At 65.5% G+C, this 22,145-nt stretch carries 13 protein-coding genes; 10 read left to right on the top strand and 3 right to left on the bottom strand.

Features of this window, described 5'->3' with window-relative positions:
- Positions 1-203: 203 nt before the first annotated feature.
- The gene (locus tag Q0747_RS08205) at positions 204-1,364 is read right to left on the bottom strand and encodes a heparan-alpha-glucosaminide N-acetyltransferase domain-containing protein (protein ID WP_298253435.1); all 1,161 of its coding nucleotides are present in this window, start codon (positions 1,362-1,364) and stop codon (positions 204-206) included.
- Positions 1,365-1,455: 91 nt separating this feature from the next.
- On the bottom strand, positions 1,456-2,436 hold the full coding sequence (locus Q0747_RS08200; RefSeq protein ID WP_298253433.1) for a GNAT family N-acetyltransferase: 981 nt from the start codon (positions 2,434-2,436) through the stop codon (positions 1,456-1,458).
- A gap of 272 nt (positions 2,437-2,708) precedes the next feature.
- Here Q0747_RS08200 and Q0747_RS08195 point away from each other — a divergent pair, with 272 nt between their 5' ends.
- Positions 2,709-4,205, top strand: a complete 1,497-nt coding sequence (locus Q0747_RS08195; RefSeq protein WP_298253431.1) for a lipopolysaccharide biosynthesis protein — start codon at positions 2,709-2,711, stop codon at positions 4,203-4,205.
- Here Q0747_RS08195 and Q0747_RS08190 read toward each other — a convergent pair.
- Positions 4,190-5,266 (bottom strand): right-handed parallel beta-helix repeat-containing protein, encoded by a 1,077-nt coding sequence (locus tag Q0747_RS08190; RefSeq protein WP_298253429.1) that lies wholly within the window; start codon positions 5,264-5,266, stop codon positions 4,190-4,192. The genes Q0747_RS08195 and Q0747_RS08190 overlap by 16 nt on opposite strands.
- 1,549 nt (positions 5,267-6,815) lie before the next feature.
- Between Q0747_RS08190 and Q0747_RS08185 the strand changes: the two genes are divergently transcribed.
- The 9 genes from Q0747_RS08185 to sufU all read left to right on the top strand — a co-directional run bounded on the left by Q0747_RS08185 (position 6,816) and on the right by sufU (position 22,118).
- Positions 6,816-8,555: a LuxR C-terminal-related transcriptional regulator gene (locus Q0747_RS08185; protein ID WP_298253427.1), complete on the top strand. Its 1,740-nt coding sequence runs from the start codon at positions 6,816-6,818 to the stop codon at positions 8,553-8,555.
- The gene (locus tag Q0747_RS08180; protein WP_298253425.1) at positions 8,552-11,224 is read left to right on the top strand and encodes a LuxR family transcriptional regulator; all 2,673 of its coding nucleotides are present in this window, start codon (positions 8,552-8,554) and stop codon (positions 11,222-11,224) included. The genes Q0747_RS08185 and Q0747_RS08180 overlap by 4 nt, the downstream gene beginning before the upstream one ends.
- Positions 11,225-11,839: 615 nt before the next feature.
- Positions 11,840-12,937: a glycosyl hydrolase family 28-related protein gene (locus tag Q0747_RS08175; RefSeq protein WP_367277693.1), complete on the top strand. Its 1,098-nt coding sequence runs from the start codon at positions 11,840-11,842 to the stop codon at positions 12,935-12,937.
- 386 nt (positions 12,938-13,323) lie between these two features.
- Positions 13,324-13,974 (top strand): 50S ribosomal protein L25/general stress protein Ctc, encoded by a 651-nt coding sequence (locus tag Q0747_RS08170; protein ID WP_298253423.1) that lies wholly within the window; start codon positions 13,324-13,326, stop codon positions 13,972-13,974.
- Between the two features lie 14 nt (positions 13,975-13,988).
- Entirely contained in the window at positions 13,989-14,570 is a 582-nt protein-coding gene (gene pth, locus Q0747_RS08165; protein WP_298253421.1) for an aminoacyl-tRNA hydrolase, read from the top strand.
- 309 nt (positions 14,571-14,879) lie between these two features.
- Complete coding sequence (locus Q0747_RS08160; RefSeq protein ID WP_298253419.1) at positions 14,880-17,378, top strand: helix-turn-helix transcriptional regulator; 2,499 nt, start codon at positions 14,880-14,882, stop codon at positions 17,376-17,378.
- On the top strand, positions 17,375-20,056 hold the full coding sequence (locus Q0747_RS08155; protein ID WP_367277692.1) for a LuxR C-terminal-related transcriptional regulator: 2,682 nt from the start codon (positions 17,375-17,377) through the stop codon (positions 20,054-20,056). Before Q0747_RS08160 ends, Q0747_RS08155 begins: the two co-directional genes overlap by 4 nt.
- 340 nt (positions 20,057-20,396) lie before the next feature.
- Positions 20,397-21,665 (top strand): SufS family cysteine desulfurase, encoded by a 1,269-nt coding sequence (locus tag Q0747_RS08150; protein WP_298253763.1) that lies wholly within the window; start codon positions 20,397-20,399, stop codon positions 21,663-21,665.
- On the top strand, positions 21,666-22,118 hold the full coding sequence (gene sufU / locus Q0747_RS08145) for a Fe-S cluster assembly sulfur transfer protein SufU (RefSeq protein ID WP_298253415.1): 453 nt from the start codon (positions 21,666-21,668) through the stop codon (positions 22,116-22,118).
- Positions 22,119-22,145: the final 27 nt, after the last annotated feature.

Raw genomic sequence — 22,145 nt, 5'->3', positions numbered from 1 at the left:
TCTCCTCAGGTTGAAGCTCCTCGGTGCACGGACGTATCGCTTCGTTCATCGGTGCAACTATCCGCACCATGCACGCTAATCAGGTCCCGTATCGGCCGCACGGGTAGGAGATACTTCACTTCTCACCCGCACTACTTGTCACTTCTCGCCCGCACTACTTGGTCGGCAAGACATGTACCCACTGGTCGAATTCTGACCGTCCTCTATTGGGCGTTCAGAATTCGCCTCCGTGTTCTTCGTGTTGCCTTTGCGACGAGGCCCTCGAGGGGCCCGTTCTCGTGGCTCCGATGCCACTGGAAAGCAAAGCTGACAGCGACGGCGACTTGGATGATGAGAGACCCACTGGGTTGGTTGGCAAGGAATCCGGTCGCCAGGACGAGCAGGTGGGCCGAGTACAGGGTCAAGGTCATGCTGCCGAGTGCGGCCAGCGGCGCCAGCTCAGAGGCGGCTACATGCGTCAGGAGCAGTATTGCTCCCAGCACGGCAACGGAGGTGCCGACCGTATTCAGCTTTTCCAGCACGGTTGTCGAGTGCGGAGCGAGGACGACCTGCCACCACAGTGAGGTCGTGGGGAGTCGGCTGTCGGGTCCCCACACCAGAATCCTGTCGATTGCCTCGAGGTCAAGGTCAGGCGACAATTCTCCAAGCCGGTTCTTGGCGCCCAATGGACCCAGGAGCAGGACGGAGAGCAGCCAAGTCGTGCCGGTGAGGATGATTCCGGCGAGCACCAGCCTCAGTTGTACGCGGCAGGACCCCAGATCGAGCCGGCCGATTGACATCCCGGCGCAGATGTAGGCCAGGTAGGGGACGGCAGGGTAGACGCCGGTGAACAGCAGCTGACTCACCAGCACCACGGGCTCGGTGAACAGCGAGGTGAAGGTGGGATCAAACCCGGGGTTCGGCAGCAGATCCCGCACCGCCTGCACCACGATGGGGCCCGCCACTACCATCACGGCGGCAACAAGAGCCAGCGTCCTCGCGGAGAGGCCGAGCAGGGGCACCGCCAACAGGAACATCACCCCGTAGTAGGCCAGAATGATGGAAACGGGAGTATCGGCATAGCCGATCACGAGCCCAAGGGTCATGATGCAGGCCGCCCGCACTGCGACGGATGCTCGGGCGGCTCTCAGCGCTGTGCCCTTCACTGGTTGCCGCCCACCGGAGCCGAAAGCAAGTGAAACCCCCGCGAGCAGGGCGAATAAGGCAGCAGAATGGCCTGCGAAGATTCGCCACAGCACCGTGGGCTCGAAATCGTAATCCTGTGGTGGGAGAACGTGGACGATCATCAGCCCGATGAGAGCAAGCCCTCGTGCTCCATCGACCGCGATGAGTCGAGGCTTCCTCTCCGGGACAGGAGATCGCATCTGTCTTCTTCCTACTCGTTCCACCGACACTGATCGGCGGCCCGACCGCTGTGACGGCGGACCCCTCACATCCTGGCGACCGACCGCCCCACTACCTCGACCCTGCGTCGATCTTGTTGGTCGTCTCCGCTACCGTCCTGCGCGCGGCGATCACCACCCGTTTGACGCGGTAGAACAGGCGCGGGGACAGAGCGACCAACCATCGCTTTGAGGCCTGTTCCAGGGTGTCACGAGCGCGCAGTACCAGTGGGGGGCGTCCGTAGGTCTCGATGAGTTGGACGTGGGTTGCGTAGTCCCACTTGTAGGGTTCGGCTCCCAACAGGAGGTCATAACTCCTGTGTCCTTGACGGTAGCTGCATTCGAGCAGGCGCAGGCGAAGCTCCCTCCCGACTCCGTACACCGCGAAAGCCGGGTCGTATGCCGACAATATGTCCAGGTAGTCGTTTTCCCAGACGACTCCGGCATGTACTGCGACATAGTTGTCAGCGACCTTCAACGTCGCCAACACCAGATGGCCCTCGTCGAACATGCGCCGGAGGAGGACGAGAGCGTTGGGATCCTCGAGGGTCTCATGCCCGCCTTCGTACTGCTCGATCTTCCACTTCACGCAGAGGTCGAGTGCTTCGACACTGGTGTCACGGAAGGTGAACACAGGATCGCCGAAGTGTTCGGTCGTCTTTCTGAGCTTCTTGCGCCGTGCAGACGTCAGGTTCCTGCTTCTCGTCCTGAGCAGGGCCAGGTAGTCATCCCAGGTGGAGAACCTGTCCCACCTGATGAGCGGTGCGACATCCTCGCTCGTGGGGACAGAGGCGGCCGGGTTCTCGTCGTCGAGGGTGACCACAGAGGTCACGAGCCTCGGAAGGTACTTCACAGTTCCGTGGCTCGAATCATCAGCGGGAACAGACTTGACGTAGTCATAGAACGGCCCGGTAGTGAGTATTCTGCCCCCGGAAGCTTCGGCCAAGCGCACCTGACCGCCCTCGATGCTGTACGTCTTGAACTCGTACGTCTTCGCCCGATGGTAATCCCTGGCCAACGCCGTCAAGAAAACGTCAGAAGCGAAGAAGTCCACGCAGATCCTCCTATCGTCGCACTGGTCAGGTGTTCATGGCTCGCTGTTTTCGAACCGACCAGCGCGCTCAGTATAGGGCTCGTTCCGAGCTGCTGAGCGCCCACCACGACCTCCGATGCGAAGCAGGATCTTCCAAGTAGTCGTTGCTGGATGATGCGAGTAGGCAATACTCGTGCTTGTCTCCCTCGCCCATCTGTAGTCTGTAGTCTGTTCTGCCTTGCCTCTGTCCCTGCCTGAACTCCGTCTGGGGGAAATTCGTGACGATCGGTCCCATGTCCGAGTTGCAGGCTGGCCTCGGTCCGCAGACCGGTAGTGAACAAGCGTCTGTTGCAAGTGCGGGAGTTGCCCGGTACGGGACGCTGTTGTCCATGGCTGCTGGAGTCGTCGGTGTCCTGAGCTACGTCATCACGATCGTCATGGCGAATGCTCTCGAACCCGCGGCCTTCAGCCAGTTCGCCGCCGCCCAGGTGATGCTGGGAATGGTGGGAATCGTAACCTCAGCGCTCGTCCCCCTACCATTGTCCCAAGCGGTCACCGCCCACCCTCCCGGTTCGGAAGCTCGACGTGACGCCGTGGCTTTCGGCGTAGCGGTGTCGGTCCTGGTCGGTCTCCTCGCAGCTCTGGTAACAGGGGCGATCACGGCGGGTCTCGGGTCAGCTTCGACGGCAGCATTCGTTGCACTGTCCGCCTTCGTGTTGTTCGTGGGAGCGGCACCGTCGGGTTGGATCCAGGGAGACCTGCGCTTCGTGCGGTACACGGTCAAGTCCGTCGGAGAGGTCCTCATCCGATTGGTCTTCTCGTTCCTTGTCGTGGTGTTCGCGTGGGGTGCCCCTGGCGCCGTTCTCGGCTTCGCCGTGGGCGGTCTCGCCCTCCTGGTCACGCCCCGGTCCTTCCTCCAGGACCTGACCTGGAGACCTCGGGTGTTGCGCCAGCGGTGGCGCTGGGCCGAAACCTCTGATATCGCGTCGACGCTGTGCATCGTGTCGGTGCTGGTGGGGATCGACGTCGTGCTCGTCGCGTTCCTCGATGGTGGGTCGACAGCAGCGGCCGGACTCCAGGCGCTCGCGTCGATCGCCAAGGCGCCGGTGTACGTAGCAGCGGGTACGGTGATCGTCGTGTTTCCGCTGCTCCGCAAACCGGGTGCCGATGCGACCGCCATCCTCACCGATGCCCTGCGTTCCTTCGGCCGGCTCTCACTGGTTGCCTGCGCCGTGATCGCGACAGTTCCCCATGCTCTGGTCGCATTGGTACTGCCGGAGCAGTACCACGCCTCATTGACTCTTCTGCCTTTCCTCGCGCTGTCAGGACTCGGGTACGCCGCGCTGACGGTCCTCGCCACGGTGCTGCTTGCGTTGCGTGCCTACCGGCGATGCCAGCTCGGACTGGTGGCGGCGTCGGCACTGATCGTCGGAAGTATCTTCCTGGGGTGGGATCGGGGAGGCGTGGAGGGTATCGCTATCGGTTGTGCCGTGGGTGCCCTCGCATCCGCGGGCGTGCTGACGATCATCGCGTTTCCACTTCTCCCGCCCACGTCGGGCCGCATGGCTATCAAGGGCTTCATCGTGGCTGCCTGTTTCGCCGTGCTGCTCGAAGTGACACAAGCGCAGCCGGTTCTTTGGGTCGCCACCGTCGTCATTGCCGGGTTGATGATTCTGGCTCAACTCAGGGAGCGTGGGCCGATGGACGTGATCCGCGGAACGAGGCTGTGGCGGCGCGTTGGAGGCCTCGACCGGGCGCGTCGTACCGCGAGGGATCAGCAGCGCTCCTGATTACCGCTGACCAGGTTTCCTGCTGCTGGAGCCACGCTGATGGGACCGCTGCGGCAGATGGTGTTCTGCTCGACGCGGACATTCTCCAGCTCGCCCCCGAAGACCACCGACTCGCGGTCGTTTTCGAAGAACGTGTTGCCGACGATCAGGATGTCCCGGACAGGTTGGGTACCGCCGTCGTAGCGGCCGGTCCGAATGCCAGAGGGCGAGCCCCAGAATCGGTTCTCCTCGATGACAATGTTCCGGATCTCGTGACCGGACACTGCCAGCTGCATACCTGCACCATGAGACCCCCCGCGGACGTCGTTGTCGCGGTAGACGACGTCGTATACCGGCCTCCCGATCGTCTGGGCGACCATCCCGTCGTCGCCGTCGTCGCCCTGGCGTTGGTCGATCCGGTTGCCCTGCACGACGCCCGAGTGAGAGTCCGTGATGTGGACACCGTCCAGCTGGTCGTATCGTCCCGATGATTCGGCCACGGTCGAATTGTCGCGCACGCAGAAGGTCTGGCTGCCCACCACTGCGATCGAGTAGGTGAAGGGATTGCGGGTCGTCACGCCTTCCACGAGGGCGTTGGTCGAGTGTCGCACGTCGATCAGGTACTCGTTGAGCCGGCCGTCGACGTTTCCGTCGAGCAGGTCGCCGCTCTGGTCTGCCGTCAGATCGGCGATCGTGACGTCATCGGCACCCTCGGTGGAGATGATGGGGTGCCCGCCGTGGGGGCCCTTCGTGTCGAGGAAACGAGGTGATGCCTTAAGGACCGTCTCCGGTCCTACGCCCCTGAGTGCTACGTTGTCCTTGAGTAACAGCGGGCGGTCGACATCGAACTGTCCCGCGGTGAGTTGGACGACCCCTCCTCCCTGACGCTCAGCGATATCGATCGCCGCCTGGAGCGCCCCGGAGTTGCCGGAATCCGAGACATCTCTTCGCACCACGTTCGTGGAACTACTGCCCGTGGCAACGCACCCGCCGTCATCGTTCGTGTCGAACGCGAAGACGGTCACGACCACGCCCACCACGAAGGCCGCCAGGAGCGTCGCCTCGAGAGGATGGATCTTCATGGGTCGGCCTTCTGACTGCTCGACAGGGGTAGGACAATTCTCACCAGCGTGCACGGGTCGCACCGGAACACTGTGGAACGTCCCCTCAGGGTAGTCCAAAAGGATCGGGTGATGATCGGCGTTCTCTGCGAAGGATGCTCGCTGTGCGTAGTACCCCGCTGTCCTTCCGAGTAGTTCGACCTCAGCCCAGTGGCATCCACTCGTGTACCCGGTAGGGCATGTTCCTCGTGTGGAAACTGGTCTTCAGCAGCACCGGCTGGGGAACAGGACGACAACTTCGTGGAGTCTCCATCATATGGTCCCATCGGTACGTGCAGACCCTTGTTCGCCGACCCTTCGGTCGTCGGCGGCGAACAAGGCGTTTCTTGGAGCGCGAGCGCAACTATCCGATGACGCCCTTCGACGCATCCTGTCCCCGGGCCGGGCGGGCCCTACCCTCCGGGGGAATTGGGTAGTGGTACGACGGCGATACTTCGTGCCGTCGCGCACCAGACCTCCCGGAGCCACACAGGAGCGCTCGGAGGACGACCTCGAACGCCTTGCCTCGGCGGGCCGACGTGCTGTCTGTCACCGGACCGGCAATCAAGCAATCACTGACGCTGCAGGAGGACGGTGCCACTTCCGCTGGGATGCGCTCGGCTTCCCGTTGCGTCACCCAGTATGGCGCTCTCTTCGCGCGCACTCTGTTCGAGGTTCTCGGCGCAGCTCGTGGTGTCTCCGATCTCACAGGGAGGAGCACACCGTCGCGCGATTTGCCGCGACCGGCGAGAGCATCGCGTGTACCATCTTCGTCTCGGTCCGCATCGTGGAAGGTCACCTTTACCGGATCTGCCGCAAGCTGGGCGTCATCGGACGAGCGGGTTTGGTGACGCAGTTCGAGGTCCGGCGCGGTGGGCACCCGAGCAACATGATCGAGTACGTGTGATCGGGTTCTGCTCGGACGGTCGACGACGGATCCTCGGGCGCAATGAGGACACGATGACCGTTCGACGGCATCGCCTGACTGATCTGCAGGGTCACGGATTCCTGCGGGGAGAAACGAGTAGGTGATGCCGGGCGCGCGTGGGGGACGCGAGTGGTCCCGGCCGCGGATCCGTGGCGTCCACTCGTGCCATATCGCCGCTGACTTCCTACGATTCTTCCCAAGAATCGTCATACGCCAGGAAGTCGGTCTCGAATGCGATTGCAGAATGCCCTCCCAATCCCGCCCACGTGGTCGGCGGCCGAGTCCTCGTACGGAGCCGGGATGGATCCGGACCGCGGATCACTTCCGGAATGTTTACGCGGAGTCTTCACGGTCACTGATCTCGCTCGACTGGATCCCTCGCTCCTGGCGTTCTGGCGTTCCGGTTCCCTACAACGGACGTTCCTCCCGGCTCTGACTCTCGATGAGACCTGGATGCTCGCAGAGGTCGGGCTCGGCGTCCGCCTCAGCAGGGAGGGCGCCGAAGCCGTCACCAGGTGGGGGGTGGGGCTGCCTCGTCTGATCCGGGCTGTGGTGCGGGACCTGGTGCAGCGCTCAGCCCTCATCCGGCGGGAGGAGCTCTGGGTGCTCGGCGGGGACGCGGGCCGGATCGACGTCGGAACCGTTTTCGCCCCTGTACCGGCGTTGTCACCGGATCAACGGGACATCATCCTTCTGCTGGCGCTTCTGGAAGCCTCGGTGTGGGCTGATCTGGCGCTGCTCTCCGATCCGGCGGACATCGATGTACTGGAGACCGCGAGACTCCTCCGGGTCGACGGCGGACGACCACCTCGCGTGCGCCTTGCCTCTCACGAGCTGGAATCAGCGCTTGCGAGTTCGGTGTCCTCGACCGATGCGGCGCGACTGTGCTCTAATCTTTCCCGCAGCGCCGGTACTCTGGACGACTTGCGCTTCGATCCTGCCCGCCACGTCCTGTGGCGCCGGAGGGCAAGTGGGACCGTGGCGCTGGAGCAGGCGGAACGTGCGCTCCGTCTCCTGAACGATGGCGGCGAATACGGGCGGGCCAGTCGTCTGGCGGCGTCATTCGGACGAGAGAGCAGCATAGCGGCCAGGATCAGCCGGCAGGCACTGATCGCCGCCTGCGGCGAGGGACATAACGATGAGGCACATGCTGAACTCGCCGCCTTCGAGGGACGATTCCGCGAGAACCTCGAAGTGCTGCCCTCGCTAGTCCGGACAGATCCACCGGAGGTACTCAACGAGGAGGAGCGTCGGCTGCAACTCACCGCGCAGTCGCTCCTGCTCCAGGCAAGGATTCTCGCCGGCTACGACGACGGAGGGGTACTGGCTCGCCTGCTTGCGCGGTACCTGACTCATCCCGGGGCCTCCTACCGACATGCCGATGCTGCGCTCCTGCGGGTCGAGCTCGCGTGCCTGCTCACGGCTTGCCGGAGCGATACCGCGTTCTGGCAGCTGAGCACAAAGGACGGTCACTGGTCCTCCCGTTGCAGGTCGCTCGCCGAGCTCTCCGAGGGCGTGGACCTGCTGGTGCAGGATCGACGGTCGGAGGCGAGGGTCGTCCTCAGGGCCGTGGTTCAGCAACTTCGCGTCGCGGACCCGAATGGAGTCCTGGTCATCGCTGCCGCGGCGCTCACGCACAGCTGTAAGTACAAGAGCTCCCCGCAGCAGACGGTCGCGCATCTTCCGTTGTCGGACGCGCGGGGTGGCGGTTCCTGGCTGGTGCGGCGCGCTACCCGATTCTATCGGACAGCGCTCTCCGACCACGCGCGACGTGGCCGCGATGGCGCTGTCAGGTTCCACCGAGATGCCGCCGATGATCTCGAACGAGGGGCAGGATCGTGGGCCCTCATCGGCCTTGCTGCCGCCATAGGGTTCGGACGCAGGGAGGCGATCGCGGATCTCGACGATCTCACAGCATTCCTGCAGGGGCGTGAGGCCCGAATATGGCGGCTCTATGCGCGAGCTCTCGTGTCATCGGATCCGAAGTTGCTGGCGGACGCCGTGACCGAGGCCGCAGTTGCGAGGGAGGTCCGACTCGCACGTCTCATGGCAGGCGACGTGCGAGGTACGAAAAGGCTGAACGGGCCAGGTCGCCGTAATCCCGATCAGGATCCATGGGGCAGTGCACGGCAGGAACACGATGAACGACTTTGGACGCTGACGGCCCGCGAGCGGGAGATCGCAGCGCTCGCGTCGACAGGTCAGACCAAGCGAGATATCGCCCGCACGGTGTTCCACTCGGTGCGGACGGTGGAAGGACATCTGTACCGGGTGTATTCGAAACTCGGCATCAGCACCAGGGCGGAACTCACTACTCTCCTGCTGCCCGACACTGCGCCATGACACACGCTCCACTGCCCGCTTTCCCGTATCCGAGCAGGCGGGACCTGCTCAGTAAGCTCACCACGGAACTCCAGCAGCGACCCACCTGCGGCGCCTTCGTGTACGGAGGTCCCGGCATGGGCAAGACCGCCATGGCCCGCGGGCTCATGGCCGTACCCACGGACAGCCTCGTCCCCTTGCTCCTCACCGCGACGGCGATTCTGAAAACTGTTCCGTACGGAGCCCTCGCGCCCCTTCTGGTCGACGCGACGCCATACGACGTGTTGTCGCCACGGTCCGTCCTGCGTCTCGTACTGTCTTTCGTCCGATGCCGGTCTGCCGATCGCCGAACTCTCGTCATTGTCGACGACATCCATCTCCTGGACGAAGACAGTGGGCTGCTTCTGACACAGCTGGTGGGTTACGGGGCCATCACGATCGTGGGCTTCGCGCCCTGCGCAGCTGCGCTGTCCGGGGAGCTCGCGATCCTCGCCAAGGACGAGATCGTCGAGCAGCACGTCATGGAGCCACTGACCGATCCCGACGTCCTGTCCCTGTGCCGTCGTACCCTTGGCCCGTCCATCGCCCGCGGCGTCGGCGGTAGATTGCGTCGTGAATCAGCCGGTAATCCACTCTTCCTACCCGGGATCCTGGACCAGGCCGTCAGAGACGGATCTCTCGTCGTCATCGACGGTGTCTGGGTGCTCGCCGACACGGAGGTGAGGATGCCTGCGGTCCTCGGGGAAGTTGTGGAGTCCATCCTCGTACAGCTCGGCGCGCCCGAACGTACGGCCCTCGACATCCTCGCCCTCTCCGAGGTGCTCGGTCTTGCCGATCTGGTCCGGCTGACTAGCCAGAAGACGGTGTCGTCACTGCTGCGGATCGGTCTCCTCCAGAGCGTCACGGGACCGCGCGCCGCAATCCTCGAGACTCGCGTGCTTCCCAGCCGGATCCTGCGAACCATCATTCCCACGGGGCGGCGGTGTTCCCTGCTGCGAAGGGTGAACTCCGCGATCCCTGAGGATCGGACGCAGCCGGCCCGGCACCAGATCCGCCGTGGCCTGTGGGCGCTCGAGTGCGCCGAGACCGTACCCGACGACCGGTTGCTCGAACTCGCGGCCCTGGCGCTGCGGAACGACGACCCCCGTGCGGCTCTGAGACTCGTGAATGACATCCGAGCGCCGGCGTGCGCGACCGAAGCGGCCGTGTACCGCGCGCACGCCCTGTTCGGTCTGTCGCGGCTGGACGACTCCCGGAAGTGGAGCGCCGGTCTCCTCGATCACGCGACGGCCCCGGAGCTGGTGACGGCACTCGCTGTCCTCGAGCACCGGCAGTCGGTCGCGGCAGGGCGGGACGACCCAGCGTGGAGCGGTGTGCTCGGACGCGCGTGCAGGGCGCTCGAGGATCTGACGGACGTACCCTCCAAGGACCACCTGGAGGCGAATCCCGATCTCCTCATCGAACGAGCTCTTGAGTGGAATCTTCTGGGGCGATACGGCGACACGATCGCGACCCTCGACCGCATCCTCGACGACGGCACGGGTGATCCTCGCCGGCTCGCGACGGCGCACGCCCTCGTCGCGGAGGCCTTGGGGGCCGTCGGCAGGGCCGTGCAGGGGCTCCACCACAGCTCTGCGGCCCTCGCGCTCGTCGACCAGCATCCAGAGGTGCTGGCGGATCTTCACCGGGGTCTACTTCTGCGCCACGTGAGTCTTCTGGTACACGGCGGCGAGCTGACCATGGCCGAGGACGCCCTCGACCACTACACGTCGGGGACCGAGGTGGACTACACCTTCTGCAGCGGAAGTATCGCCGTACTCGACGCGGCGATCGACACGCGGCGAGGACAGTTCCGACGCGCGCTGGAGAAGATCCGTCCCGCATTGGTCTCCCTGCGCCGGTCCGACCACGACGCGCTCCTGCCGTACGCGCTGGGTATCGCGTCGTGGGCGGCCGCGACGCTGGGCGAGGCCGATCAGATCGAACGATGGGCCGCTGAGTTCTCCTCGCACATGCCGTGTGGGGCCGCGCAGTACACCCTGCTCGGAGAGGCCCTGATCGACGCCTCACGGGTCCTGCTCAGCACCGATGTCACCACGTCCCGGTTGGTCACCCACGCCCGTACAGCACGGGAACACGGGTGGTACACCGCGGAGAAGGACATCCTCGAAATCGCCACCGTTCTCGATGACGAACTCTCTCCGTCCCTGCTCGCCGTGGTCGCGGCAGGTCTGGAGGGCGATGAGTCCGATGTGCTGCAGGCATACGCCGAGGGCCTGGTGTCAGGGGACGCGAAGGCGCTGGCTTCTGCGGCGGACGGGGCCGAACGACAGCACAAGCATCTCCTCGCGGCGAAGGCCACCTGCCGGGCGATCGAGTTCTACGCCGGCGCACGTGACGAGGGCCGCCGGCGAGAGCTCGGCCCGGCAGCCCGACGCCGTCGGACGCGGATCGACGGTGTCCTGGTCGTCGAGCCGTCTGATCCGCACTCCGTCCCCTCGCTGACCTCACGCGAGCGCGAGATTGCGCTCCTGGCGGCCGATGGCCTCTCCAACAGGGCGATCGCGCGGCGTCTGGTGCTTTCGACGCGCACCGTCGAGGGACATCTGTACCGAATCTTCGCGAAGCTCGGCATCGCGCATCGAGAGGACCTGACGGGCATTCTGGACTATCTTCCAAGAGGTGTCTAGGGACGCAGGAGGGTTCGCAGGTACTCCATCCGCGAGCATTCGAGTACTCCTTCCCGACATTTGCGTCCGGACTACTCGTGTCCACGTACGAATTCAGTCCTACCGTTGATCTTGTCGAGGGGACGTCCGTAGCGGGTGCCCTCCCCGATCCCCCGTACCGGGTCGGCGGCGTAGGAGTTCTCCTGAGACCAGAACTTCGTCCCCAGCCGCCGCCGACCCTCATGTTCGAGCACTGCCGGTCACGCGTTGCGTGACCGGCAGTGCTCTTCCAGTGTTGGCCAAGCAGTGGGATTCTCGAAGTGGTGAGCGGTCAGTGCTCGGTGATCTCCCCACCAGGTCCTATCTTCCAGAGCCGCCATGCCGGTGGTCCAGGAGGTCGGTGAGTCCGAGGAGATCGATGTCGACGCCGAGGGTGCGACAGCAGCTGACGAGCTGACCCGATGGAACAGACTTCCGCTGAGCTTAGACGTGGAGGATGGACCATTCGGGCACAGGCGCACCGGGACGGGGCGGGTTCGGTGTTCAGGGGAGACATCCCGAAAGGGTTGCGCAGGATTTCAATAGGCTTGAAGCATCGCAGCACTGGGTAACCCGCTCGGTTCTACGCTGAGGTCCATGAATCGCTCGATCTCATGCCTCATCGCTCTCATGCTCATGTCAAGTCTCGGTGCCGGCCCTGTGCAGGCGCAGACAGCAACGGTTGTCGATGGGAGTAGGGCGATCAGTTGTACGGCCACAGGAAGTACAGCCACAGCACTTCGGCGTGTCGCAGCGCCGATCGGCGGCGCGTCCACCGACTCCGCTGTGGTGATCCAGAAGGCCATCGATGCTGCCTCACGCCAAGGCGGGGGAACCGTGCAGTTGGCCGCAGGTACCTACATGGTCTCGCGACCGCTTCTACTCCGCAGTGGCGTGGCCCTCAAGGGAGCAGGTACGTCCACCAGAGTGAAGGCTGGGCCGCTGTTCCTCAAGAATCGGGGTCCGTTCGGCGGACATCCCCTGATCACCACCAACGGCGCCACGAAGGTGACCATCTCGGACCTGGTCGCCGATCAGAGCGGCGACACCCTCAACGGCAATACCGCCCATCGCCTGCACGAATACCTGATCGACGTCCGGTACACCGACGATGCACTGGTGCAGCGCGTGACCACGGTCAATCCCTTCACCTACTCCATAGCCGTGGTGGCCAGCACCAACTTCTGTGTCCGGAACAGTGTCACGTCCGTCTCCACTAGCGGCAAGTACAACCAGCTCGACGGCATCCACATCTTCGATTCCAGCTTCGGCGTGGTGCAGGGCAACACCGTGGATCAGGGATCAGGATCGGATGGCGACGACGGCCTGGTGGCGCACAGCATCGAGGAACCGGTGCACGACGTGGCCTACCTGAACAATAAGGTGCGCGGGGGGCGCCACGGATCAGCTATGCAGATCGCAGCAGGTGCCGCCGGCGCCTACAACCTGACCATCAAGGGGAACGTGTTCTGGGGATCGCCCAAGGGCCTGGTCACCGGTTACTACGGTGCACGAGGGGTCGTGAGGAACATCCAGGTCCGGGACAACGCGTTCCGCGACAACGCGGGCCGGTCCGTAGATTTCTTCGGTGCGGTGAGCCAGGTAGTCCTGGCTGGCAATACTGCCTGCCGAAGCGGTTCCTTTAACGTGACCGCCGGGTCCGGCAACCGGATCGATGGGCGGGCCACCTGCTGATAGCGGTGCTTGGTAGGTGCGTGTGCCGATAGGCCTTTAGCCTGCTGAAATGGCTTCACCATGACGCGTAAACCGGCGTTCATTTCATTGGGCAAGTCATCAGATCCGCCGGCTTCGCCGGACAGCTGATTCTTCGGTCCTCCTGCTCCCGAGGTGTCCGGTACGTACGGTGTGGAGCGGTGCCGGATGCTCTGCGGTACAGTTAGGTTCACATGCCTAGGCGAGGGAGCGGGCCGGGAGCACTCGTCCTGGCCGGACTCCGTGATCGACAGTGGCTGGCGTCTCGATTGACTCACGACGGCCTACCCACGCGGACACTCTTTTGCCCAGCACCGTCCCAGTGCTTGCGCCGTGAGCGCCGAGCCGCAATGTTCCAAGGAGTAACCATGTCCGAGCAGAAGCTCGCAGCACACGTCCGCACCGAATTCGGTAAAGGGGCCGCCCGCCGCGCCCGCCAGGCGCAGATGATTCCCGGTGTGGTCTACGGCCATGGCGCGGATCCCATCCATGTCCTGCTCCCGTCGAAGGCGACCACGCTGGCAGTCCGTACGGCCAACGCACTGCTGACCCTCGACATCGAGGGTGAGGACCACCTGGCATTGGTCAAGGACATCCAGCGCAATCCGATCAAGCAGATCGTGGAGCATCTCGATCTCCTGACGGTTCGCCGCGGCGAGAAGGTCGAGGTGGACGTCGCCATCCACGTCGAGGGCGAGCCCGCTCCCGATGTCGTCTCCAATCTTGAGGCCAGCACGGTCCTGGTCGAGGCCGACGCGACCCGTCTTCCCGAGACCCTCACGGTCAGCATCGAGGGGCGCCAGATCGGCGAGCACGTCCTCGCGTCCCACATCGTGCTGCCCGACGGGGTCACGCTCTTGACTGATCCGGAAACACTCGTCGTGAACCTCATGGCGCCCGTGGTCCAGGATCTCGGGGAGCCCGAGGAGACTGACGTCGACCCCGAGGCGCTCGCCGAAGGCGCGACAGCCGCTGATGCCGACCAAGACGCCGTGGTCCCCGACGCCGACGAGCAGTAAGCAGGACCACCACGGTGTCGGACACCTGGCTCATCGCCGGGCTCGGGAATCCCGGGCCCGGCTACGCGGGTAATCGCCACAATGTCGGCCAGCTGGTCCTCGACGTGCTGGCGGGACGCCTGCAGGGGCGGTTCTCTTCCTCGAAGGCGAGAGCCGTCACGCTGGAGGGCCGTCTCAGCATCGACGGGCCGCGAGTGGTGCTCGCCAAGCCGTTGACCTACATGAATCTCACCGGCGGCCCGGTCGCCGCCCTGGCGCGCTTCTACGGCATCGCCCCGGACCACGTGGTCGCGGTCCACGACGAGATCGATATCGTGGCCAACACCCTGAAACTTAAAATGGGCGGGGGTGAAGGGGGCCACAATGGCCTGCGCGACATCAGCAGGGCGCTCGGCACGAAGGACTACTACCGCGTGCGCGTGGGAGTGGGACGTCCACCGGGCCGTCAGGATCCCGCGGAGTTCGTACTCAAGGATTTCGGCGCTGCGGAGAAGAAGGATCTACCCCTTTTGCTCAACGATGCGGCAGACGCCGTGGAACTCCTCATCACCGAGGGCCTTCCCACCGCGCAGCAGCGATTTCACCCGGCCAGGTAAACGATCCGTTGTGCCGGCGGCAAGTCGGCCATGGGTCCGCGCACACGAGCGGTACAGTAGGGCCATTATGCAGGCGTTGCGGGGGGCGGTATTGCAGATGAGGAACAATCATGCTGGCGAGATGATGCTGCATCCGTGTGCGTCTCGCCCACCTGGAGCGTCCCTTGGCCGTGACCGATGAGGGAAGTGGGCAGTCGCTGGCCCTTCTCGGGACGCCGGGCCGACCTGGTAGCGGTGAGAGCCTCGCTCGTCGCAGACGACGGATGCGGAATCGTCCTCGTCGGCCGTGCCGGAGTGGGGAAGACGAGAATGGCGCAGCAGACTGTCGACGGCCTGCCCGATCACTTCGATCATATCCATCTTCGGGGAGCAGCAGCTTATTCCACCGTTCCCTACGCCGCACTCAATATACTCCTGGCCGAACTCGACGAGGAGACAGCCAGGAGTCCGCTGCTCGTCCTCGGTGCACTGCAGCGAAGGTTCGACGGCAGCGACTCAGGGCGGCGGACCCTCATGCACGTCGATGGCGTCGAGGAGTTCGACAACCTCTCCGCGGCAGTCATAAGTCATCTGGCACGTTTGGGAGCAGTTCGCCTCCTCATCACGTGCAAGGACGTGATGAGGGCGCCCGGCGCGTTTGTCGAACTGTGGCAGGACGGTCTGCTGGACCGGTTTGATGTTCAGCCCCTCGGCCTGGACGCCACGACCGAGCTGCTCTGCAACGCGCTCGAAGCGCCCGTCTCTCGGTCCGCAGTCCGGGAACTATGGGCCGCGAGCGGCGGGAATCTGCGGTACCTCCAGCAGGTGACGAGGGCAGACGTGGCATCCGGCCAGCTCTTCGTCCGTGACGGCGTATGGGTGGTGCGGCATGTCCCGCGTCGAGCGGCACCGACGGTGGACGACTTCTCGCTCCTCGAGCTCGCCGCGCTGTCACCCGGGGACCGTGCCGTGATCGAGGTCCTCGCCGTCGCCGGTCACCTGCCGGCGACCATCCTGCTGCAGGCAGTTCGGGCAGCATCACTCGACGCGCTGCAGACCAGTGGCATGCTGCGGCTCCACGGAGGCGACGTACCCCTGATCGGTCTTTGCTACGACGTGCTCGCGGACGTCGTCCATAACCAATCCGTCTCCGCTGCCGGCCGACAGGCGCTGGAGCGGGTGAATCGGCTCCGGGACAAGCCGGAGATCCCCGTGCGGGCGAGGACGGCGCTCGCGGCCTGGGCCCTCACCCACGGGATGCGGCCCACGGACGCGGAGCTGGTGGACCTCGCTCGTCAAGCCAACGACCACGGGCTCGACGACATGGCATCCCGGTTCCTGGACGCGCTGCCGGCAAGGCGGACCACCCCTGGAGCGGTGATCGAACGCGCACGCCGGTCGTGGATCGACGGCAGCGTGGCCGACGCTCTCGCCGCTGTCGAGCCACTGATGGTGCCCGGTCCCGCCGACGACATCGGGTTGTGCGAGTGGGTCGACGCGCGGGTTCTCGCCTCTCGCCTCCTGGCGAGAACACATGGGCGGGAGGGGGAGGCGGAATCCTTGCTGGACGACGTCAGCGCGCACCTCCGGCATGGAACGGGCGCGCATGAGGACCTGCGACGGAAACTCGCTCTCGCCAGGTCCCAGGCGCATATGTTCGAGGGCGAGTTCGCTCGCGTCGACGAGCAGGCGGAGGAGCTTCTCGGTAGCCGGGGAGCCAGCACCCGATGGAACGTCAGGATCAGGAGCGTCCACGGCATGGCCGAAGCGAGCCGGGGGGCACAGAACCAGGCCGTCAGGACAATGGAGAGCGTCGTCGCGCGTTTGGCCGACGCGCCGTCGGACCCGCTCGAGCACGAGACCGCCTCCTTGTGTCTGCTGTCTGGTCTGTTCCTCGCCGGTTCCTGGGAAGAATGCCTCCACTTGCTCGGGGAGTGGAGCGACCAGCCGACCACACCGTACTGCGGCGGATCGCTCCTCGACGTCGCCGAGGGCGTCCTGCTCGCCTTTCTCGGGCGGAGCAGCGAGGCGAGGGTCAGGCTTGTCCCGGCGATCAGTCAGCTCCGGGTGCGCGATCGACAGGGGCTCCTACCGCTCGCGGAAGCGGCGGCAGCATATTCGTGCGTTCTCGACGGTACCCCCGACGGTGCGCGGGATCACCTGCGCGCGATCGACCTCACCGCTCGGCGGTACTCCTGGTCCCTCAGAGAGGCAGTGCTGTACTTCAGGCTCCTGACCCAAGCCTGGCTGGAGTCGACCGACGTCGTCTCCACCGAGTTCCTCGAGCATGCTCGTCATCTCGGTGACCTCGGCAACCGGGGCGCCGAACTCTTCTTCCTCTGCCAGGCCGTGCAGCTCGGGCGTCACGAGGCTGCGGATTCTCTTGCCGCTACTGCCCTCGCCTCCGAGGGACGATTCTCTCGTCTGGCCGAGAAGGTGGCAAAGGGGCTGTCGTCACGCGACCCCGGCGCTCTCCGACAGGTGGCGCTCGAGGCGCTCGAGCTCGGGAACCACAATCTCGCCGGTGATCTCGCCAGCCTGAGCATCGACCACCTCGCAGAGACCGACGACCCGATGATCGGCGTGCAAGCCGAACAGATCCTGCGGAAAACCTCCACACCGGCGCGCCGCCATGTGCGGCGGAAGCTCCTCAGCCAGCGGGAACGCGCCATTGCTCGCCAGGTGGCCCTCGGTGTGGCGAACCGGCAGATAGCGGACCAGGAACACCTTTCCACGCGGACCGTGGAGGGCCACGTGCACCGGATCATGTCGAAGCTCGGTCTGTCCAGCCGTAAGCAGCTCGCCCTCATCTTCGGGCGGCAACGGTGAGTGGTACGCGATCCACCCCGCCTTTGGTCGGTGCTTCCCGCGTGATCAGGGAGATTATTGCCGCGCTCGAGGACACCGGCAGCTTCGGTGCACTGCTCGTCGGCGACGCCGGGACGGGCAAGACGGCTGTTGCTCGGGCAGTGCTGGAGGAGATCGACTGGACAGCCCCCGTGCTTCCAGTTACCGGCAGCGCATCCCTTCGCGGAATACCGTTCGGCGCGTTCGCGCCCTACTTGCACACACTCGCGGTCGTCGACGCCGACTCGCCCATTGCCGTCCTCCGCGCCGTCATGGCACACCTTGCAGGAGAACGAAAGGATCGGGCGCAGCAGCACCCGCCGTTGATCGTCGTCGACGACGCTCACGAGCTTGACGACGATTCGACTCTCCTCCTCACGCAACTCGTCAGTGCTCGCCGGGCCAAAGTGTTCATGACGATGCAGGGTCCACCGACTTTGTCGGCAGAGTTCCAGGACCTCAGCACCGATGACCTGCTGATGCGCATCGACCTCGCGCCACTCGACCTCGAAGCGGTGACCGCCCTGTGCAGGCAGCGACTCGGTGGGCCGGTACTGTCCGGTACAGCGCATGCCTTGGCCTCGGCGACCGGAGGAAATCCGAGGTTGCTCCGGGCGCTCCTCGACCACGCGGAGGAGGAGGGCCGAGTGGAGCAGCACAACCGGATGTGGCGCATGGTCCCCGACAAGCCGATGGTCAATCGACGGCTCCATGACCGCGTGCGTGCGCAGCTTGGTTCGCGGGACGAGGCCGAGATGGCCGTGCTGGAACTCATCGCCCTCGTCGAACCCGTCTCCCTCGAAGCACTGTCGCGTTGCGTGGACGAGGACGTGTTCGAGCGGGTACGCGGCGACCGTCTGGTCGTTGTCGGCCAGGGACCGGAGCATGTCGTTTCCCTCGATCCCCCCCTGTACGGCGAGGTGCTGCGCAGCCGTATACCCATAGCGCGGAGCCTGCTCACGCGACGCACGATCCTCGGCCTGCAGCCTCCCATACCGCCGTCACCGGAGGGCTTCCTTCGTACTGTTGCCTGGGGACTCGACTGTGGTACCCCCGCAGCCGACCCGACGCTTCTGAGCGCCGCATCCCTGGCAAACGATCTGCGCGATCACACCCTCGCCCTGCGTGCCGCACGGGCGGTATCGGCGCCCGAGCTTCGTGGGCAGGCACTCATCGAGATCGCCCGCGCCCGGCGCGGCTGCTCGCACCACTGCTGCGTGCGGAGCCTCGTCGACGAGGCATTGGGTCTCGGTCAAGATCTGCAGGTTGCCAAGGACGGTTCTCTGCTGTCCTTCGAACTCGGGCTCGAGTCCGGAGCCTCGTCCGACGACCTGCGCAGGATCGTCGAGCGCTGGGAGTCGCTCATCGCCGAGATCGAGAGGCTGTCGACCGCAGCTGCAGCGACGGAGGATCTTGCACGGGCCAGACTCGCGTGTGCCCTCCTCGAATATCGTGTGCGCCTTCTCGAGGGTCGACTCGAGGGCCTTGAGGAGGAGTTGCGACATGTCCTCCTCGATCCCTTCGCGACGGCCGAACACCGTGTGCAATGCTTGCTCCTGCTGGCTGAACTGCTCGGTATGCTCGGTCGACCCGTCGATGGTCTCGCCCACTCAGGTGAAGCACTGGGTATCATCGAAGCCGAGGGCGCCCGCCTGCTGGCCGACCGCGAACGCGCCGTCGGCCGACACGTGGTCCTGCTGACGATCTGTGGGCGTGAGCAGGAGGCAAAGACCCTGATCCGGACTCATATCCGTGCCGCTGCTCGCAGCGTCGTGTTCCTCGCCGCGTGGGAGGACTTCGTCGACGGCACGACCGCCCTGCGAGCAGCACGGCATCAGGAGGCGAGTGACCGCTTCCTCCTCGCCGCCGAAGGGTTGAGGACATCGGGCGACGGCGATATGAGCAGTGTCCTGATCGGCATGGCCGCGTATGCGTGCGCCCTGGCGGGCGAGACGGAGCGCGCGGCCGCTTTCATGGACGAGTTCGAAGGGCTCCCCACGCCTGGATCGAGGTCGATGCATCTGTGCGGCAGGATCTTTGTGACGGCAGCAGCAGCGCGACTGGACGATGCACCTCCGGCGCGTGCGGAGCTCATCGGGCTCGCAGCGAGGGTACAGAAGGTCCACCTGAAGGAGCTGGCGGTGACCGCCCTGCGCTTGGCATTGCTGCTCGGTGACATCAACGCCATCGATCCGCTCGTCGTCGTCCTCGACGGCTATCAGGGTAGGGACGCCCGGGGTCTGCTCGATCTCGCCGTCGCCGTCCGTGAGAAGGACCCGGACACCGTGGTGACCGCCGCAACGTCGGCGGGGCATGACGGGGATGTCTCGTTGGAGTATGCCGGGTTGAGGCTGGCACTGCACCTGATGGAGGGTCGAAGCTCCACGCGGCAAACTCGCGCGATTCAGCGGCGGCTCGTCAAACTCAGGGAAAGGAGCGCGGGAATCTCTTCTGCTTCGCCGGGCCCGGCGCTGTCATTGATGACCAGTTCCCAGTTGACGCCCACCGAACGCAAGATCGTCGCCCTGGTCGGGGAAGGCCGCTCGAATCGGGAGATCGCCGAGGACAGAGGTGTATCCGTCCGAACGGTCGAAGGTCATCTCTACAGGATCTTCGCGAAGCTCGGCGTCAACCGCCGGACAGATCTGCGCGAACCCTGATCAGTGCCGGGCAATTACGGTTTGCAACGGATCTGCAGCTCAAAGGTGCCTTGCAGCAGTACCACTCGGCTGCTTGGGCCCGACCTGGCCTGTGCCGGACAACCGGGTCAAGATCTGCCCCTGGAACCCGTCGTATGCTGAACGCTCCTCCGGTCCTCGTTAGGCTCCACTGGGCTGCCGGGGGCCGCCCCGAAGTGGGAGGATCAGCTCATGCAGTCCTTGCGTAATCGACGCCGGGACCACCGCCCGATCCGAGGAGTCCCGCGTGACCGTGGTCGCAAAGCCCGTGACACTCACCCCTGACAGTGCCGGTACCGGTGCCGACAGCGCCGGCGCCGCGATGACCGACGCCGAGGTGCACCGCATCCGCAACGACTTCCCGATCCTAGGCACCGAGGTCAACGGCACACGGCTCGTCTACCTCGACTCCGGCGCCACCTCGCAGAATCCGCTGAGCGTGCTGGAGGCGGAGCAGGAGTTCTACGAACAGCGCAACGCCGCTGTGCACCGGGGTGCCCACGCGCTCGCCGTCGATGCCACCGACGCGTACGAGGAGGCGCGGGCAACGGTCGCGGGGTTCATCGGCGCCCGCACCGACGAACTCGTCTGGACCTCGAACGCGACCGAGGGCATCAACCTGGTGGCCTACGCGATGTCGAACGCGGCGCTGGGACGCGGGGGCGAGGCCGCCCGCCGGTTCTCCGTCGGTCCGGGCGAGAACATCGTGGTCACCGAGATGGAGCACCACGCGAATCTGGTCCCCTGGCAGGAACTCGCCGCCCGTACGGGCGCCGAACTGCGGTTCGTCCCGATCGACGACGACGGCGCCCTGCGACTGGAGAGCGCCGCTGCCGTCATCGACCATGGCACGAGGATGGTGGCCTTCTCCCATGCCTCCAATGTGCTCGGGACCATCGCCCCGGTCGCCGAGCTCGTCGGGCTCGCGCAGGAGGTGGGCGCGCTGACGCTCCTCGACGCCTGCCAGTCCGTGCCCCACCTCCCGGTCGACGTGAAGGCGCTCGACGTCGACTTCCTCGTGTTCTCCGGCCACAAGATGCTCGGACCCACCGGCATCGGTGCGCTCTACGGGCGTGCGGAGCTCCTGAACGCGATGCCTCCGTTCCTGACCGGCGGATCGATGATCACCACGGTCACCATGGAGCGGGCGGAGTACCTGCCGGCCCCGAACCGGTTCGAGGCGGGAACACAGCGGATCTCCCAGGCCATCGCCCTCGGTGCTGCCGCCAACTATCTCCGCGAGACCGGGATGGAGCGTGTCGAGGACTGGGAGATGCGCCTCGGCGAAAGGCTCGTGACGGGCCTCGACGCCATCGCGGGCGTCCGCGTCCTCGGCCCCGCGGCGGGCCTGCCGCGCATCGGCCTCGCGGCATTCGACGTCGACGGTGTCCATGCCCACGACGTCGGGCAGTTCCTCGACGACCGGGGGATCGCCGTCCGGGTGGGCCACCACTGCGCGCAGCCGCTCCACCGGCGGCTGGGACTGACGGCGACCACGCGCGCGAGCACCTACCTGTACACCACCACCGACGAGGTGGACACCTTCCTCGACGCCGTCGCCCGGATCCGCGCCTTCTTCGGAGCGCGCTAGATGGGGTCGGGTCTCGAGCAGCTGTACCAGCAGGTGATCCTCGACCACGCGAGGGCCCGGTACGGTTCGCCCCTGCAGGACCACACCGGCGAGGGCACGACGGGGGAGTCGCACCAGCTCAATCCGGTCTGCGGTGACGAGATCACCCTGCGGGTCGGGGTGAGGGACGGTGTGGTGACGGCGTTGAGCTGGGACGGAGCCGGCTGCGCCATCTCCATGGCGTCGGCCTCGGTGCTGACGGAGCTGGTGCAGGGACTGCCGCGGGACGAGGTGATCTCGCTGGTCGACTCGTTCCGCGAGGTGCTGCGCTCCCGCGGCAGGATCGAGGCCGACGAGGAGGTGCTCGGCGATGCCGCGGCCTTCGCCGGTGTCTCGCGCTATCCGGCGCGGGTCAAGTGCGCCATGCTCGGCTGGGTCGCGCTCGAGGAGTCGCTGCTCGCGGCCAACAGCTAGGCACGGCGGGCGGGTCCGGCGGGAGAG

The sequence above is a fragment of the uncultured Arthrobacter sp. genome (genome assembly GCF_947493765.1).
In the GTDB taxonomy this organism is placed as follows: domain Bacteria; phylum Actinomycetota; class Actinomycetes; order Actinomycetales; family Micrococcaceae; genus Arthrobacter_D.
This window is presented reverse-complemented; position numbering and strand designations above follow the sequence as displayed.